This window comes from Methanobrevibacter sp. (assembly GCF_017432245.1).
GTDB lineage: Archaea > Methanobacteriota > Methanobacteria > Methanobacteriales > Methanobacteriaceae > Methanobrevibacter.
The window spans coordinates 1-18,643 of sequence record NZ_JAFRJO010000041.1 but is presented as its reverse complement, the minus strand read 5'-3'; the positions used below and the strand labels follow the sequence as shown (position 1 = coordinate 18,643).

General features: G+C 31.7%; 15 protein-coding genes. 11 read left to right on the top strand and 4 right to left on the bottom strand.

All coding sequences use genetic code 11. The features are described from left to right. Nucleotides 1–46: 46 nt before the first annotated feature. The 3 genes from purQ to purC all read right to left on the bottom strand — a co-directional run bounded on the left by purQ (nt 47) and on the right by purC (nt 1,887). On the bottom strand, nt 47–700 hold the full coding sequence (purQ, locus tag IJI80_RS03630) for a phosphoribosylformylglycinamidine synthase subunit PurQ (RefSeq protein WP_292787723.1): 654 nt from the start codon (nt 698–700) through the stop codon (nt 47–49). A gap of 49 nt (nt 701–749) precedes the next feature. Further along, the gene (purS, locus tag IJI80_RS03625) at nt 750–1,025 is read right to left on the bottom strand and encodes a phosphoribosylformylglycinamidine synthase subunit PurS (RefSeq protein WP_292787722.1); all 276 of its coding nucleotides are present in this window, start codon (nt 1,023–1,025) and stop codon (nt 750–752) included. Nucleotides 1,026–1,149: 124 nt separating this feature from the next. Beyond that, entirely contained in the window at nt 1,150–1,887 is a 738-nt protein-coding gene (gene purC, locus IJI80_RS03620) for a phosphoribosylaminoimidazolesuccinocarboxamide synthase (protein ID WP_292787721.1), read from the bottom strand. A gap of 356 nt (nt 1,888–2,243) precedes the next feature. Between purC and IJI80_RS03615 the strand changes: the two genes are divergently transcribed. Both IJI80_RS03615 and glmS read left to right on the top strand, forming a co-directional pair. Beyond that, nucleotides 2,244–2,951, top strand: coding sequence for a hypothetical protein (locus IJI80_RS03615; protein WP_292787719.1), 708 nt, complete (start codon nt 2,244–2,246; stop codon nt 2,949–2,951). 267 nt (nt 2,952–3,218) lie between these two features. Further along, entirely contained in the window at nt 3,219–5,003 is a 1,785-nt protein-coding gene (gene glmS, locus IJI80_RS03610) for a glutamine--fructose-6-phosphate transaminase (isomerizing) (protein ID WP_292787717.1), read from the top strand. A 189-nt stretch (nt 5,004–5,192) separates the two neighbouring features. Here the strand turns inward: glmS and IJI80_RS03605 are convergent, their stop codons facing one another. Beyond that, the gene (locus IJI80_RS03605) at nt 5,193–6,257 is read right to left on the bottom strand and encodes an acyltransferase family protein (protein WP_292787716.1); all 1,065 of its coding nucleotides are present in this window, start codon (nt 6,255–6,257) and stop codon (nt 5,193–5,195) included. A gap of 143 nt (nt 6,258–6,400) precedes the next feature. Between IJI80_RS03605 and glf the strand changes: the two genes are divergently transcribed. The 9 genes from glf to IJI80_RS03560 all read left to right on the top strand — a co-directional run bounded on the left by glf (nt 6,401) and on the right by IJI80_RS03560 (nt 18,613). After that, nucleotides 6,401–7,498: a UDP-galactopyranose mutase gene (gene glf / locus IJI80_RS03600; RefSeq protein ID WP_292787714.1), complete on the top strand. Its 1,098-nt coding sequence runs from the start codon at nt 6,401–6,403 to the stop codon at nt 7,496–7,498. Nucleotides 7,499–7,622: 124 nt separating this feature from the next. Next, complete coding sequence (locus IJI80_RS03595; RefSeq protein WP_292787712.1) at nt 7,623–8,405, top strand: DUF4422 domain-containing protein; 783 nt, start codon at nt 7,623–7,625, stop codon at nt 8,403–8,405. A gap of 120 nt (nt 8,406–8,525) precedes the next feature. Continuing rightward, complete coding sequence (locus IJI80_RS03590; protein WP_292787710.1) at nt 8,526–9,950, top strand: flippase; 1,425 nt, start codon at nt 8,526–8,528, stop codon at nt 9,948–9,950. Between the two features lie 83 nt (nt 9,951–10,033). Next, complete coding sequence (locus IJI80_RS03585) at nt 10,034–12,139, top strand: pyruvate formate lyase family protein (RefSeq protein ID WP_292787708.1); 2,106 nt, start codon at nt 10,034–10,036, stop codon at nt 12,137–12,139. A 70-nt stretch (nt 12,140–12,209) separates the two neighbouring features. After that, complete coding sequence (locus tag IJI80_RS03580; protein WP_292787706.1) at nt 12,210–13,454, top strand: MnmC family methyltransferase; 1,245 nt, start codon at nt 12,210–12,212, stop codon at nt 13,452–13,454. 1 nt (nt 13,455) lies between these two features. Next, nucleotides 13,456–13,983 carry a flavodoxin domain-containing protein gene (locus IJI80_RS03575; RefSeq protein WP_292787704.1) on the top strand — a complete coding sequence of 176 codons (528 nt, stop codon included), beginning with the start codon at nt 13,456–13,458 and terminating at the stop codon, nt 13,981–13,983. Nucleotides 13,984–14,130: 147 nt separating this feature from the next. Further along, entirely contained in the window at nt 14,131–16,131 is a 2,001-nt protein-coding gene (tgtA, locus tag IJI80_RS03570; protein WP_292787702.1) for a tRNA guanosine(15) transglycosylase TgtA, read from the top strand. Nucleotides 16,132–16,237: 106 nt separating this feature from the next. Continuing rightward, nucleotides 16,238–16,582: a nascent polypeptide-associated complex protein gene (locus IJI80_RS03565; protein WP_292787700.1), complete on the top strand. Its 345-nt coding sequence runs from the start codon at nt 16,238–16,240 to the stop codon at nt 16,580–16,582. 222 nt (nt 16,583–16,804) lie between these two features. Continuing rightward, nucleotides 16,805–18,613: a YhgE/Pip domain-containing protein gene (locus tag IJI80_RS03560; RefSeq protein ID WP_292787698.1), complete on the top strand. Its 1,809-nt coding sequence runs from the start codon at nt 16,805–16,807 to the stop codon at nt 18,611–18,613. Nucleotides 18,614–18,643: the final 30 nt, after the last annotated feature.

Genomic DNA, 18,643 nt, shown 5'->3' with positions numbered 1-18,643 from the left:
TCAATGGATTTTAAATGGATTAAAAAATTTAGTATATGTAGATAGCTTAAATACTATCTAACATACCTTTAAAGAATTCAAGACCATTGTCTGAACCTAATAGTTTTGTAGTGGCCCTTTCTGGGTGTGGCATCATTGCAAGTACAAGTCCTGATTCGTCACATACACCTGTAATTGCTTCCATAGATCCGTTAGGGTTTTTCTCTGCAAACTGAAGAACGATTTGGTCTTGGTCTTTCATAAGATCAATGTCTTGAGTGTAGAATCTTCCTTCAGCATGAGCTATTGGTATGTCAATCACTTGGTCTTTTTCAAAGTTTTTAGTGAATGGAGTCTTATTGTTTGCAACTTTCAATTTAGACCATTCACAATTAAATTTAGGTACTTCATTGGTAATGAACAATCCTGGAATGAGTCCAATTTCTCCAAGAATTTGTGCTCCATTACATATTCCAAGAACTGGCTTTTCCTCTTTTACAAGTGCCTTAACACCTTCAACAACAGGGGTGTTTGAAGCTATTGCTCCTGCACGTAAGTAATCTCCATAGGAAAATCCGCCAGGTATAACAATTCCATCATAATCAGTTAAATCTTCGTTATTCCACCAGATGTACTCTGCTTGGCCGCCTGCAAGTTCAATTGCCTTATAAACGTCACGGTCACAGTTAGTTCCAGGGAATCTTATAATTCCAATTGCCATTTTATCACTTTATAATCTTCATTTATTAGAATTGATCTGAGTTTTTTATCTATTCGCATCCGCATCCACAACTTAAGTCCATCTTAATGATATTGATTGTGTAATTGTGGATAATTGGATTGCATAATAGCTTTTGACACATGTCGTCCACTTTTTCTCTTGCATCATCTTCTGAGTCAGCTTCCAATACAAAAGTAATGATCTCTTTAGTTTTGGTTCCTTTAACTTCATATCCTAAAAGAGCAAGGGATCTTTGAATAGTGGTTGCTTCTGGATTTAACATTCCCGGTTTTAAGGAAACTTTAACTTCAATGTCATACATCATTTTTAATCACCTAAATTTAATTTTATAGTTTGCTTGTTTTTTATAGTTAATTTTTAGTAGTTTAATTTTAAGCATTATTTAAGCTTTAATTAATTTTTTAATAATAATTATAATTTCAGATTATTTAAATTCCCCATTTTTGTCTGTCTTCTTCAGTTAAGAGTCTGTTGAAGACTTCTTCATATGCATCAATGACCTCATCATCCTTTCCTTGTCTGAAGAGTTCCTTATCAAGCATGTCAAGGGTTTCAGCATCCCATAATCTGCAGCTGTCAGGACTTATCTCATCACCTAAGATGATGTTTCCATCCTTGTCCTTACCGAATTCGATTTTAAAGTCAACGAGAATGATTCCAATATCCTTAAACATTTTGCTCATGACTTCATTTACCTTAAGGGCTAATTCTCTTAATTCATCTAAGTCTTCTTTGCTTGCTATTCCAAGAGCAATAGCTATTGCATCATTCAACATTGGATCATGGAATTCATCATCCTTAAAGTCCATTTGTATAAGAGGTGGGTTGAATGGAGCCTTATCCTCAAATGGGAATTTTCTGATAATGCTTCCTGTTGCTATATTTCTAACAATAACTTCTATAGGAATCATATCAAGTTTTTTAGCTTTCATGACACAAGGTTTGCATAATTCAATCAATTGTGTTTCCACTCCCGCTTCTTCAAGGGTTTCAAAGATTTTTGCACAAATAATTGAGTTAATGTAACCTTTTTGCCCCATGCTTTCTTTTCTAGCGCCATCTCCTGCAGTCATGTCATCTCTAAAGTCAATTATGACCTCATCAGGATTTTCACCTTGGAAAACGCTTTTTGCTTTTCCTTCATAAAGTAAATTTTTAGAATCCATTTCAATCATCGTTTTAAAAATTATTTTCGAAAATAATTCATTAATCAATCTTAATAATTATTTTAAAAAATTATATAATTATAATATTTAATTTTATATTTATTATCATTAATAAATATAATTTAAATTTCACACTTTTTTTAATTTTTCAATGATCTTTCTTGAATTCAATAACACTTTAATAATCTTTATCAAATTTGATGTCTTGATTGATTTTAGATTCATCTTCTAATTATTTTTATATTTTTCAATATCGATAAAAGAAAAGAATATATACTTATAAATAGAATATAATATTTAAGAAAAATGGGGATTTTTCTTATTGTGATAAATTAAAAATATTGGGGATTGTTTTTATGGAAAATAATTCTCTCAATAAGGCTAATGGCGAAAAGTTGATGTCTAAAGAGGAATTAGCTGAATACATAATATCAGCTTATGATTCCGGTGAGACCATGTTGGACATTGCAAATGACGTTGGCAGAAGCAAAATATATGTCAGCAAGGTCATACATCAGGTTTATGATGCTGAAGAGATTAAGGTTCGCCAGTACAGTAAATTAAGAGGCAAGAACAAGCTTGATTTTTCAAAATACAAGAGTACCTCTGGAATTTATAGAGTCAGTTTTGTTGAGAACAAGAGAAATGGCAATGACTATTGGTCATACCAATATTATGAAAACGGCAGGCTAAGAAGAATTGTTTCTGTAAATCTATACAAATTAAAGGTAATCGTTTTGGATAAAGGATTGGATTGGATAGAGTTTACAGATGAAGCTAGTGATTTGGTTTTGAAGTATAAGGAAACCTATGATGAGTCTTCATTGGAAAGACTGAATAAAACAGGATTTTTCAGAGTTACAAAGCGTAAAACCAATACTAAACAAGGTTTTACTTGGGCTTATTCATTTAAAGAAAACAATCAGCTTAATTTCGTCAGTTCAGTAAATATCAGTACTCTTAAGGCTAAGGTTTTAGCTAAAGGGTGGGAATGGATTGAATTGACCGATGAGGCAACAAGATTGGTTGAGGAAAATTCTAAAAAGCTTCAAGATAAGAATTAAATATTTTTTTCTTCTTTTTTTATACTTAATTTATTTCTTTTTTTAATTTTTAATTACTTAATTCAGTTAACCTTGTTAAATATTATCTTTTTTTCTATAATTTTTAGAAATATTTAATTAATTCATTTAAGATATATAGAATTAATATAAACTTTAAGTAAAAGATTTAAATAAAATAAACTATAAATGATTTATAATTATCATTATTTAATAATTAATCAATTGTAAAATTTTTAAAATTTATTCATTACTTTATTTGGTGATACTATGTGTGGAATTGTTGGATGTGTATTGAAGAATAATAATGTTGCTCCAATTCTTTTGGATTCAATATCCAAATTGGAATATAGGGGATATGACTCCATTGGTTTAGCTACTGCTTGTGACGGCAAGATTAATCTTAAAAAGGATGCCGGTAAAATTGAAGAGGTTGATTCCAAATTAAACTTTGAAGATATGCCGGGCACTTATGGAATTGCACATGTCAGATGGGCAACTCATGGAGATCCAAGCAAGGAAAATTCACACCCCCATTTGAATTCTGCAGGAACAATTGCTGTAGTTCATAATGGAATCATAGAAAACTATTTGGCAATTAAAGATGATTTAATCTCTGAAGGTTATGAATTTAAATCTGATACAGATACAGAAGTAATTCCACACTTGCTTGATAAATTCATGAAAGAAGGATTGGATTTGGAAAAAGCTGTTCGTAAGGTTATAGGCGTTATTGAAGGGGCTTATGCTCTTGCAGCTATTTGCACAGATGAACCGAATAAAGTTGTAGCTACCCGTAAGGACAGTCCTTTGATTGTAGGTATTGGTGAAGATGAGTATTTTGTTGCTTCAGATTCTCCTGCTATTTTAAAATATACCAATAATATTTCATACCTTGAAAAAGGTGAAATAGTTATCTTGACTGAAGATGGCGTTACCTTTAAAGATGAAAATGATAAAGTCATCAAAAAGGAAATCGATGTATTGGATTGGTCTCCGGAAATGGCTGAAAAAGAAGGTTATGACCACTTCATGATTAAGGAAATCAACGAACAGGATGTAGCAATCAAAAACACTTTAGCTGAAAAGGATAAGGTCAAAGCAATTGTTGATGAAGTCAAAGGAACTATCAATAGGGTTGTTTTTGTTGCATGCGGAACATCTTATCACGCATCATTGACTGGAAAATACTTAATAGAATCTCTAGTGGGCATACCAACAGAGGTTTTGCTTGCTTCCGAGTTCAAGTATTCCGCTAAGGCATTGAATGACCAGACTCTTGTAATATTCATTTCCCAATCAGGTGAAACTGCAGACACATTGAAGGCATTGGATGCAGCAAATGAAGTGTCTAAAACATTAGCTATTGTAAATGTGAGAGGAAGTTCTGCTACAAGAAGGGCAGATTATGTTATTCAAACTCAAGCAGGTCCGGAAATCGGTGTGGCTGCTACAAAAACCTATGTTAGCCAATTGATAGCTATTTACTTATTCTCCGCTCTTCTTGCAGATGATTATGAATTGCTTAAAAGATTGGAGAAAGTTCCAGATTATATTGATGAAGTTCTTAAAAAACAAGGAATCATTCGTGAAATTTCTCATTTGTATAAAAGGGATCAGGATGCATTCTTCATTGGAAGAGGTTTCTCTTATCCTATCGCTTTAGAAGGTGCTTTAAAACTAAAGGAGATATCTTATATTCATGCTGAAGGTTATGCTGCAGGTGAACTTAAGCATGGTCCAATCGCTTTGATTGATGAGCATATTCCTGTAGTAGTAGTTGCACCTCCAGGAGAGGATTATAAAAAAATCATGAGCAATTTGCAGGAAGTTAAGGCAAGAGGTGCTGATATATTAGGTATTGGTGCTATAGGAGATGAAGATTTAATTTCTGAGTCTGATAATGTATTTTTAATCAATCCAGAAGTAGATGATATCTTGGCTCCGCTTGTTTATATAATTCCACTCCAATTATTAAGTTATCACGTGTCTGTAATTAGAAAATTAGATCCGGATAAACCTAAGAATTTGGCTAAGTGTGTAACTGTTGAATAAACAAGCTTCACGGACTTCAGTCCGCAGAACCTTGACCAAAACTTTTTCCACTAGTTGGGAGTGATATCTCTTCAACTACTTTTTTTTAATTTTTTATTTACTTTATCTATTTTTAAATTATTTTTTTTTAAAAAAAAGAATAATTACTTTATCTATTTTCAATTATTTTTTAAAAAAAGAAAAATGAGCTTATTTTCTTCCGCTTCCTATTTCAAGAATTGGAATTTTACTCATTGTAAATATTAGTAACCAGCTTAATCCAATAATGATGACTGAACTGACAGGCAACCATAGGTAAGCATTGGTTTTTACTATTGGGGCCAAGAATCCATCATACATAATGTAATGCATTAGAATGTAATGTGAGAAGTATATTCCAAAACTGCATGATGAAAACAAAACAATTGCTTCTCCTAATTTTGTTTCTCTAATCATCTTAGCTTCTTTTTTAATCCATTTAGTGCTTGCATACTTAAATGCTATGAATAGTCCAATGGTTTCCATGATTACAAAAATGTCGAAGAAATCTATTGGAGCAAGTGCAATTCCTCCAAGTCCCTTTAGGTATATCTTTGTAAAGTGTCCAGCTATTCCAATTATGAATAATAGGCATCCGATGGCAAACATTTTCTTATCAGAATACTTGAACTTCTTATTGTGGATGTAAGATCCCATAATGAAGTATCCGAGAACTGGGAAGAAGTTGAATATTACTCTAAAGTTATATTTCATTTGAGGATAATCAAAGAATCCAATAGTGTAGAGTATTGAAAGTATTATTGTTATGAGTATAAGATATTCTGACCCTTTCATTCCTTCTTCACGAATAAAGCTGCTTATTACTGGAATAAGTAAATAAACTCCAATTAATGACCAAATGAACCAAAATGGTCTTGAATAGTCTTGAACTCCAAAGGCAGTATCCATGAAATAGGTCAATGTAGGGGTATAATGCCAAATAAGAACCCCTGCAATAATGTATATTATTATCCAGAATATGAATGGTAGAAATACACGCTTGAAACGTTTTTCTAAAAACTTTTTGACTTCATATTTTCTTGTCAAAAGTAGAGAACCACTTACGGTAAAAAATAGAGGAACACCAATACGTGTAAGTGAGAACACTCCACTGCAGAATAACCAGCTATAGAAATCATATGAAAATAGTCTGGATAGGTGTCCAATAACCACTAGCATAATAGCAAGTGATCTGACTTCATCTAAATACATTATACGATTGGGGCTTATGCTCATTATATCACTTATATTATATTTTTTTGTTAGCATTAATAAAGATATTTGATATTGCATTTGTTTCTTATTAAATTATTTATAATATGATGACAAATATTAATAATAATTAAAGAACTCTTATTATTATATTAATTGGTGTATTCATGAAATATGATTATTTAATTGTGGGATCAGGTTTATTTGGCTCTGTATTTGCATATGAAATGACTAAAAGAGGCAAAAAATGCTTGGTCATTGAAAAGAGAGACCATATTGGTGGGAATGTTTATACTGAAGAAGAACATGGCATAAATGTGCATAAGTATGGTGCACATATATTCCACACTGACAATAAGGAGATTTGGAATTACATCAATCAATTTGCTGACTTCAATCGTTACACAAATTCTCCTATTGCTAATTACAAAGGTGAATTATACAACCTTCCTTTCAATATGAATACCTTTTATCAAATGTGGGGAGTGATGACTCCTGATAAGGCAAAGGCAAAGATTGAAGAGCAAAAAAAGGAAGCCAATATCGAAAATCCCACTAATCTTGAAGAGCAAGCCATATCCCTTGTTGGGAGAGACATTTATGAAAAGCTTGTAAAGGGATATACAGAAAAGCAATGGGGTAGAGACTGTAAGGATTTACCTGCATTTATCATTAAAAGATTGCCTGTAAGATTTACTTTTGACAATAATTACTTCAATGACCTTTTTCAAGGAATTCCTATTGGAGGATATACCAAGATCATTGAAAAGATGCTGGATGGTGTTGAACTAAGGTTGAATACTGATTTCTTTGACAATAAGGAGGAGTTCTTAGCTATTGCAGATAAAGTCTTATTCACTGGAATGATTGATCAGTATTATGGCTATTGCTTTGGAGAGCTAGAGTATCGAGGACTCGATTTTGAATTTGAAACTCTTGATATGGAAAACTATCAAGGAAATGCAGTTATCAATTATACTGATAGGGAAACTCCTTTTACAAGAATAATTGAACATAAGCATTTTGAGAATGCAGAATCTGATAAGACTGTGATTACAAGGGAGTATCCTAAAGAATGGGAAAAAGGAGAAGAAGCTTATTATCCATTGAATGATGATAGGAATAGTGAATTGTTTGCTAAATATAAAGATTTGGCAGACAAAGAGGATAAGGTTATCTTTGGTGGAAGACTAGGAATGTATCAGTATTTTGATATGTGGAAAGTAATTGAGGAAGCTTTGAAATTGGTTGAAAGTTTGGAATAGTGTTAATTCTTTATTATAGTTAAACTTATTAAGAAGTATTTTAAAATTTTAAATTAGCATAATTATAGCAATATTTAATCATGTATTATTTTTTTCACATGAAATTAAATGAAGGAGATTTCCTATGAGTAATAAAAAAACTAAGATTTATGTTGTAACCCATAAGAAGTATGATAATATTGCTGAAAACGATGTTTACACTCCTCTTTTTGTTGGTGCTAAAGACAAAGAATCTTATGGGTATCTAAGAGATGATACTGGAGACAACATTTCTGAAAAAAATCAATATTATTCTGAATTAACTGGTTTGTATTGGATGTGGAAAAACAGTGATGCTGATATTGTTGGATTGAATCATTATAGGAGACTATTAGTAAATGGATTTTTAGGAACTGGAGATTTATTAAAAAAAGAGCAAATCGAAAGAGATTTGGAAGAAAATGCTGTCATTGTTTCTAAAAGAAAGAAAGAAATAGAGTCGGTTTATGATAATTTTTTATTATATGTGTCTAAAGAAGATTTTTTAATTTCTTGTGAACTTTTTGAAGAATTTTATCCTGAATATAAAGAAACATTTTATAAAGTTTTATATGGAAATGATTTGTTTTCTTATTCTATTTTTGTTGCTTATAAAGATTGGTTTGACAGTTATTGTTCTTGGTTATTCCCATATTTATTTGAACTAGAAAAAAAAATTTATGAGTCTAATAATTTAGAGCAAAAAAGAGTTATAGGCTACATTGCTGAGATTCTTTTAGATGTTTATATAAAACATAATGAATTTAAAGCAAAAGAATATTATTTAAGACTTTTAGAAGCCAAATCAAATGTTTTAGGTAATTTAATAAATGATTCTTATACTCTTTCGTATATTTATTATTATACTTTTTTAAATAAAAAAATTTGAAAAATTTAATTTAATAAGAACTGAAAAATAAGAAATTTTTTCTAAAAAAATTATTCAATCAGATATTTTAAAAGTCATTTTGATATAGTTTTGTTCTGTCTTTTCATCATTGGTGTAAAAATGAATCAAGTTAAATCTATTTTTATGAATATTAGTTGGTTATCCATGTCTCAGGTAATTACAAGTATCTGTGCATTTCTGTGGACTATAATTATAGCAAGATACTTAGGTGTTACAGATTATGGTATTGTTTCCTTTGCTGTTTCATTTAATGCATTACTTGGTATTGTAATGGATTTGGGTATGAACACATATATTACAAGAGAGATTGCAAAAAATAGGGAATCTTTAGAAAAATATGTGGATAACATTTTTTTATTTAAATTAATTCTTGCATTTGTTCTTTTTATATTAGGTGCCATTATATTATATTTTATGAATTATCCATTCCTTACAATAGTAGTTACTTTGATATTTACAGTCGAGCTCATATTCATATCTATGACTAATTTTTTAAATGGGGTATTTCAAGCATTTGAAAATGTTAAATATCAGGCTATAGGCACTATTTTAAACAGTATTTTATTATTACTAGGAATTTTAGTCACAATTTGGTTTGATTTTGGTGTAATTGCAATAGCAATATCCTATGCTTTTGGGTATTACATTTTTTGCTCATATATGTTATTTAAATACATTAAAACATTCTCTTTCCCTAAGTTTGAATTGGATTTGAAATTTATCAAAGAGGTTTTTTTAAATTCCATCCCATTTGGTTTAACTAATTTCTTTTATACAATTTATTTTTCAATAGATCTTGTCATGTTGTCTTATTTAGTTGGAGATTATTCTACAGGTCTTTATAAATCAGCATATAATATAATTTATGTTTTCACTACTTTCTTTGTAGTATATCAAAGTGTAATTTTTCCTATCCTTAGCAAATTTTTCAAAGAGTCACAAGATTTACTTAAAATTACTTATGAGCTTTCAGTAAAATATTTGTTATTGATTATTTTACCTATAAGCATTGTCATTTTCTTTTATGCAAGGCCTTTAGTTGATTTGATTTACACTAATCAGTATTCCTTGGCTTCTGTTCCAGTTCAAATACTTATCTGGACAGTAAGTTTCCTATTTATCAATGGCGCTGCTTCAACACTTTTGAATGCAATCAATAAGGAATTCATTGTAACAAAAGTTTATATTGCAGCAGCAATTTTCAATGTTTTGTTAAATTTAATATTAATACCAATGTTTGATTATAATGGTGCTGCAATGGCTACTGTATTAAGTGAAATACTGATTACAGTCTTAACTTTATATTACATATTTAAAACAGACTTCAAGCCAGATTTTGGTCTTTTCAAAACAGTAATTAAAATAATTTTTGTTTCAATTATATTTGCAGTTGTAATATATTGGGCAAATGTTTCTTTATGGTTAGCTATTCCAATTGGTCTTGTAATCTATATTGTTTTATTATTTGTTTGTCGCCTTATTGATAATAATGATAAATATATTATTAATGAGTTACTAAAATAATAACATATAAAGATTGTATATAATTGTGATTGGAATTAATATAGTGTTTCACTAACTTTTTTTAATATATTAGGAGTTAAAATATGGGCTTATTTGACAATATCAAAGGGTTAGCTGGTCGTCAAGGAGGGAGATCTTCATCTAATTCACGACCTATAATATATTCTTCCACAATAACTAAATTAAATAGGAGATTTGGAAGCAAGGAAAAGGCAGGTTCATATTTAGCTTCTAACATGCATAATTTTTACATTTCATCATCAAAATTCAATAAGGGTATTCAAATAAAGAATCTATTTAGAAAAGTCGATATTGATATCCCTAAAGAGGGATTCATATACTTTTTAGATGAACTGAAAAATTTAAATTTTAATGGAAAAATTATTAATGGCATTTCTCCAGATTATTCCAAAATTCTTAAAAGTTCTGTTTATGAATATAATGAATTCTATTTCCATCCTAAAGCTGGTCGTGGTTTTGCTCGTGATTTAAGTTCTGATTTCATTAAAAACCAATTGGATGCATTGGATGGAATCGAATTATTTATTTACAGAATAGTGAAGAAATTAAGAAATTCCAATCATAAGGATAGATCTAAATTTGCTCGTTACTTTGAAAATATGATTGATGCTCCTGCAGAACACTTTGAAGAGGCATTGCAAAGAATTCTTTTCTATAATCAAGTCTTATGGCAAACTGGCCATTCCTCAATTAGTTTAGGCAGATTGGATAAGATACTGGAAGACTATTACTTTGATGATCTTAACAGTGGTTTTATCACTCAGGAAGAAGTGTATGAAATAATAAAAGCATTCTTAAAGACTTTACATTCTTACCAATGGTATAAAAGCGATGCATTTATTGGGGATACTGGTCAAGTAATTGTTTTAGGCGGTAAATATGAGGATGAATATGGGGAGTATTATTTCTATAATGACTTGACTTACATGTTCATACGAGCCATTGATGAATTAAGATTATATGAACCTAAAGTTATGCTTAGGATAAGCAATGAAACCCCTCGTGATTTAATAGAATTGGCTTTGGAAACCATCAGCAATGGAATTTCCAATATAATGTTCTCTAATGATGAAGTAGTTATAGATAAGATGGTGGAGTTTGGTTATGATAAGGAGGATGCTGCAAACTATTCAGTTTCCACTTATTATGAGCCTTCAACTGTTGGAAAAGGATTGGAACAGAACAATATTGCTTGCATTTCATTTTTAAAACCTTTAAATGAGTTTTTTGATAATGAAACTCCACAAGTATTGGATATGATTGATAATTATGGGGAATTATTTAATTCATACAAATATTATCTCAAGAAAGAGATGGATTCATTAATTGAAACATTGGATGATATTGAATGGAATGAAGATCCATTGCTTTCCTTATTCACTGATGATTGCAATGTTAATCAATTGGATATCTCCAAAGGTGGAGCTAAGTACAATCATTATGGAATCACAACCATTGCCCTTGAAAATACTGTAAACAGCTTGTATAACATTAAAAAACTTGTCTTTGATGATAAGAAATACACATTGACTGACTTAAACAAAATGAGAAAGAATAACTTTAAAAAAGACAAATATCAAGATGTTTATAATATTTTAAGGAATATGAAACCTTGTTTTGGTATGGATGATGAAGAAATAATCAATATTGCTAATGATGTAATTCAATTATTGGAGGACTGTTTAAAAGATTACACTAATGAATTTGGTGGAAAAATCAAGTTTGGGCTTACAAATTCCTCATACATGTTCTCAGATGATGAAATATCCTCTTCATTTGATGGGAGAAAAAATGGTGAACCATTCAATCAATATATTTCTCTAGACACTGACAAGGATTTTACAGAAATATTGCGTTTTGCATCAAAAATTGATATGGATAGATGCAAATTTAATGGTAATGTGATTGATTTGATGTTTGCACCTAATTTCATCAAGAATCATTTTGATGAGATTATAGATTTTCTCATTTCAAGCATCAAATCAGGATTTTTCCAAATGCAAATTAATGTAGTTAGCAGCAAAACTCTAATTGAAGCGAAAGAAGAACCAGAAACACATCCAAATCTAATTGTGAAATTTTGTGGATTCAGTACTTTCTTTAATGATTTACCTAAAGAACATCAGATTTTACTAATCAATAGGGTCTTAAAAAGTGAAGGCAAATAGATTTAGAAATTTTTCAGTTTTATATATTAATTTTTTACTTTTTATAATTTAGAATAATTCAAGTGATTAAATGAGCTATGTTGAAGAGTCTACTGTAATTGATGAAACCATCTATGATTTGATAAATGAAGCATTTGAAAATGAGGGAAAATACAAGGATGCTAAATTTAGAAATTCCATTTTTTCAGAGCATAATGACTATTTTGTTAAAACAGATGATGGATCATACAGCATCAAGTCAAAGGAAATAAATAATAAGGTGGAGACTTTACACACTTCAACAGGTGCAATCAGTGAATCATTTGAAAAGTTCATAAAGCCATTAAAGCTTGATTATGATGAGGATATAGCTATTTTAGACATCTGTGCAGGACTGGGATACAATTCATCTGCAGCAATTGATGACTTCATCAAAAACAGTGATGGAAGCACAAATCTACACATTGACATGCTTGAAATATCCAAGCCAACTCTTGCAGCAGGTTTAATGGTGCCATCTCCAATCAAAGCTCATGACATTACCAAAAAGGCAATAGAGCAAGCATTGATTGATTGTGAATATGCATCATTGGAACTTGAAAGCACAGAAATTCCTTCAAACACTGATTTGAAAATCCATATTGATGATGCAAGGCAAGTCATACGGAAACTGTCTGACAACAGTTATGATGCAATATTTTTGGATCCTTTCAGCCAAAACATGTCTCCTGAATTGGTGTCCGTGGACTTTTTCAAGGAGTTTAGAAGAGTGATTAAGGAAAATGGAATAGTCTGTACATATACTTCATCTTCTCCTGTAAGAATGACATTTATTGAAGCGGATTTTTATGTATCCTTAGGTCCAATCTTCGGACGTTTCCAAGGTGGAACTTTGGCATCACCAAATCCTAAAAATCTTACCAAATCATTGCCGAAGAATGACGAGATAAAGATGGCTTTGTCTGATGTGGGAATTCCATTTAGGGACCCAAATCTCAATCTTTCATCTCAAGAAATTCTTGACAATAGAACTGAAGAAAGGCATTATGCACGTCATAACACCAAAATTTCCTCTGCTGTAAAGACTCCAATATTTTTAGGCCAAGAGATGGATGATGAGCCATTGAAGAGAAGAGTTGAAAGAAACTTGGCTAAGATGAACATTCCAGGAGTTTTGTCTGAAGAGGCATTATATATCGTAGAGCCTGAGAATGATTATAAAGAGGAATACTTTGAGGATAACAATACCAGAACACGTGTTTTGGAAATGATGGAACGTTTGGATGAGATTAAAAATAAAAGTAAAATCTCCCTTAAGGAAAATGAGGATGAATAACATGAAAATAATAATTTATGCTTCACAATATGGATCAACAAAACAGTATGCTGATGAGTTGTCTAAAAGAACAGGCATTGAAGCAGTGGAATACACTGAGATTACAGACATAAATCAGTATGATGTAATTGTCTATCTTGGACCTTTATACGCTGGAAGTGTCATGGGTCTAAAAAAGACCCTAAATAAAATCAGGGATGTTCAAGATAAAAAACTTATCGTTGGAACCGTTGGATTGGCAGACCCTAATGATAAAAAGAATAGGGAAGAAATCATGAATGGAATCAAGCAACAGGTTCATGGATGCATTTATAATAAGGCAAGAGTATATTTCTTGAGAGGGGCAATAGATTATTCAAATCTTAACCTAAAGCACAAGACAATGATGGCATTTATCCATAGGAAAGTAAAAGGAATGAAGGAAGAAGAAAGGACTGCAGAAATAAATGCTGTTATTGAAACATATGGAAAAAATATCAGTTATATTGATTTTGATGCTTTGAATCCAATAATAGATGAAATTCAATAAGGTATTTCATTAAAAAACTTTTTAAACTAATAAGTTAATATAAGATATATAAATCTATTTTTTATATTTTTAAAAAATTTAATCATATTTACCAATTTTAAAGATTTATTAAATTTACTTTTTATTATTAGCAAGGATGAGAAAATCATGTTTGAAATTAAAGCAAAAGATATGAGAGGAAGAGTGGGCATCTTAAAGACAAATCATGGGGATGTCAAAACCCCTAACTTGATGCCTGTAATCCATCCTAGAAAACAAACCATAAATGTTAAGGATTATGGTGCAGACATTGTAATTACAAATGCTTATTTGATTTATAAGGATGAGGACTTAAGCAAGAAGGCATTGGATGTTGGATTGCATGAGCTCATCAACTTTGATGGCCCTATCATGACAGATTCAGGTTCATTCCAATTATCTGTCTATGGTGATGTAGACATTACAAACAAGGAAGTGATTGAGTTTCAGGAAGCTATTGGAACCGATATAGGAACTTCCCTTGACATTCCAACTGGTCCTTATGTAGATAGGGAAAAAGCTGAAGAAGACCTTGAAATCACCATTGAACGTGCTAAGGAAGCCATCAGTTATGTTAAGGATAACGATTATGAAATGAAAATAAACTCGGTGGTTCAAGGATCCACATATCCGGATTTGCGTGAATACTGTGCAACTGAATTAACCAAGCTTGATGCAGACTTGTATCCTATTGGTGCAGTTGTGCCTCTTATGGAAATGTATCATTACAGAGACCTTGTTGATGCTGTAATGCATTCCGTTAAATGCTTGCCAGACTCTAAGGCACGTCATTTGATGGGTGCAGGACATCCTATGATCTTTGCACTTTGTGTAGCTATGGGATGTGATTTATTCGATTCAGCTGCTTATATATTATATGCTGAAGGAGACAGATTCCTTACTACAAGAGGTACAATCAAGCTTGAAAACATGACAGAAATGCCTTGTTCCTGTGAAGTCTGCTGCAAATACACTCCAGATGACTTAAGGGCAATGGATAAGGAAGAGAGAGTGAAACTCATAGCTCAACATAATCTTCATGTAAGCTTTGCAGAACTTAGGCTTATCCGCCAAGCTATTGCTGAAGGAAGCTTGATGGAACTTGTAGAGGAACGTTGCAGAGCTCACCCTATGCTTCTTGATGCTTTAAGGCATTTAGGTGAGTACAGTGAAGACTTGGAAAAGTATGACCCAAGAAGCAAGAAGTCTGCATTTTTCTACACTGGTCCTGAATCATTGAAGAGAGCAGAGGTTACAAGACACTTAAAGCAATTGGAAAATATGGACAAGAAGAAAAATCTTGTTGTCCTTCCTGCTTATAGAAAGCCTTACAGCAAATACTTATCAAATACTTTTAAGGAATTCCTTGTTTATGCAAAGGATGAGTCCAAAGGTGAGGATGAACCATGCATAATTGACAATAAGGAGACAGATTTTGCTGTTTTAGATATTCCATTCTGCTTGATTCCACTTGAATTGGATGAGGTTTATCCATTAAGCCAAAGTGCTGCCCCTAAGATTCATGATAAGATTGCTGTTGAGTTTGTGAGAGACTTTTTAGTTGATTTTGCAGAAAATTACGATAATGTATTGATTCATCCTAAGGTCTTGGATGAGCTTGAGCTTGATTTCATTGAAGAATATGAGCATCCTGAAGAAATCAAGTTTGAAAAGGATGACCTCAAGAAATTGAAGGCAATTGCTGATTATCAGTTTGGCCATGGAGCTGGAGATGCATTGTTTACTGGCAAGATAAAAATAGAAAAGAGTAAAAAGACAGGTAAGATCAGACATGTATTTGATAAGAACCAAAACATTGTCAATATGAGAGCATCAGACAGCTTTTTGATTCTTTCCAAATTAGGTGCAAAAAGACTTGCAAGTCTTGATGGAATGAGTAATAAAGTAATGATTGATAATAGCGTTGAATCATTTGCACGTGATGGAAAAAGTGTATTTGCAAAATTCATCATTGATTGTGATGAAAACATAAGGTCCAATGATGAAGTTTTGATAGTGAATGAAGAAGGTGAACTTTTAGCATTCGGTAAAGCGCTTTTGAATCACAAGGAGATGCTAGACTTTAAGACAGGTCAAGCAATCAAAACAAGAAAAGGATTTAAAAAATAAAAATTATTATATATTCTAATTAATAGACTATAATTAAAGAAATAATGAATACTTTAATAAAAATTCATAAAAAATTCTTATTTAATTAAATTTTAGAGGAAATATTATGATACCTGGTATGAACCCAAAGCAATTAAAGAATATGCAAAGACAAATGAAGAAAATGGGTATGGACATGAAGGAAATCGATGGTGTCCAAGAAGTCATTATTCGTTGTGATGATAAGGATTTAATCATTTCACCTGCAGATGTAAGCTTAATGACTGTAATGGGTCAAGAAACCTATCAAGTCACTGGAACTGCAGTTGAAGTGGAAAAAGAGATTGAAATTCCAGCCGAAGACATTGAAATGGTTGCTAATACTGCTGGTGTAAGTGCTGCAGATGCTGAAGAGGCATTAAGAGAAACTGGTGGAGATTTAGCAGAAGCTATTTTAAAATTAAATAGCTAATTAATTTCCATTTTTTTATCTTTTTTTCATTCTTTATTAAGTCTGTATTAATTCTTTATTCATTCTTTTTCAATTCTTTTTTAATTTAATAATTTTATTATTTTTCAAAACTTCTTTTACTTTTTTTTAAAAACTTAACTATATTAATTATTAAATATAAATAGTAATAATTACATAAAATTTTAATGATTACATATTTTTTATAAAATTGTGAGGTTAAATATGAGAGAATTAAATTTAGGAAGTGGGCTAGGTAATGTACGTGAACTTCTTAAAAAGGATTTTAAGGATGTATTCACTAAAAATCCAATTGTAGTGTTAACATTGATTGCCATTATAATTTTACCTTCTTTATATGCTCTTATAAACATTCAAGCTTGTTGGGACCCTTACGATAATACTGGAAATCTTGAATTTGCAGTTGCAAATCTGGATAAAGGTGCAACATTTGATGGTGAAGACATTAATGTAGGGGACCAATTGGAAGACGAATTGAAAAGAAATGATGATTTTTATTGGACTTTTGTAAGTGAAGATGACCTGCGGGAGGGGGTTAAGAATGGAACGTATTATGCTGGAATAGTCATTCCAAAGAATTTCAGCAGTTCCATCAAATCAATTACCTCTGATGATCCACATTCTGCGGAATTGGAATATATTGTCAATAGGAAATCCAATCCAATGGCTTCAAAATTAAGTGACTCTGCAGCAAGAGCGGTTTACAATAAGGTCAATGCAAAGATTGTCCAATTCATTAATGTTGCTGCCTATGAAAAATTGGGAGACTTGCAGTCTGCACTTGCTTCAGGTGCAAGTCAGATGTCCTCTGGTGCTGGGAAATTAAGTGCAGGTGCTTCAAAAGTGCAATCTGGTGCTTCTGAACTTAAATCCGGAGCAAATGATTTGAAGAAAGGGGCTAATGATCTTTCTGCAGGTTCATCTCAAGTTAAAGAAGGATCTTCACAGATTTCCTCATCTGCAAATCAGATTTCTGCTGGTTCTACTCAAGTGCAGGAATCTGCAAAGCAGTTAGACAGTTCTGTTGATGAAAGTTTATTGCCGGATCAGATTAAACCAGTTGTGCACGGTTCTAAAGAATTGGCTAATGCAAGTTCTGATTTGGCAGGAGCTTCAAGCAATCTTGCACAAGGCTCTTCTAAATTAGCAAATGGATCAGTTGATTTGGCTGAAGGTGCTTCCAGTGTTGCAACTGGTGGTTCTCAATTGGCTGATGGTTCTGTAAACTTAGCTGCAGGTTCTGCATTGCTTGCTAATGGTGCTTCATCTGCATTGTTTTCAGCTTCAAGCGGTCTTTCAGGTGCAGCAGATTCCCTTTCCAGCATAACCGGTGTGAATGAAAGTGAAGTGGGAGAGTATATTTATTCACCAGTTGTATTAAAGGAAAATGAATTATATTCTGTTCCGGATTATGGTTCTGAAGTCGCTCCATTCTATTTGGTTTTATCCATGTGGGTAGGAGCAATCATTACTTGTGTGATGCTTAGAACTGGACAGTCAACAGGAACCAAATACACCCCTTCTGAAATGTACTTTGGAAAGCTATTGATTTTCTTAGTTATGGCGGTTTTAGAAACTACAGTTACTCTTATCGGTGCATTTATATTGGGAATTAAAATGACCAATCCGTTGCTATTTGTGCTTTCGGCTTATTTCATTGCCTTGATATTCATGCTGATTTGCTATTCCTTGATTTCTGCATTAGGTCATATTGGAAAAGGATTAGCTGTAATTTGGCTTGTATTCCAAATTTCAGGTACTGGTGGTATTTACCCTATTCAATTGATGGGACCATTCCTTCAAGCAGTCAGTCCGTATATGCCAATGACCCATGGAATCACTTTGCTTAGGGAAACTGCATTAGGATTGATTTGGTCTAATTACATCCCATCATTCTTGATATTGATTGCTATGGGTGCTATAACATTGGTTTTAGCATTGATAGTAAAAATGTTTGCAGATAAAAGAGCACATTGGTTTGAAGAAAAATTAAATGAAACTGACTTGTTCTAATAATTCATTTTTATTTATTTTTTATTTTAT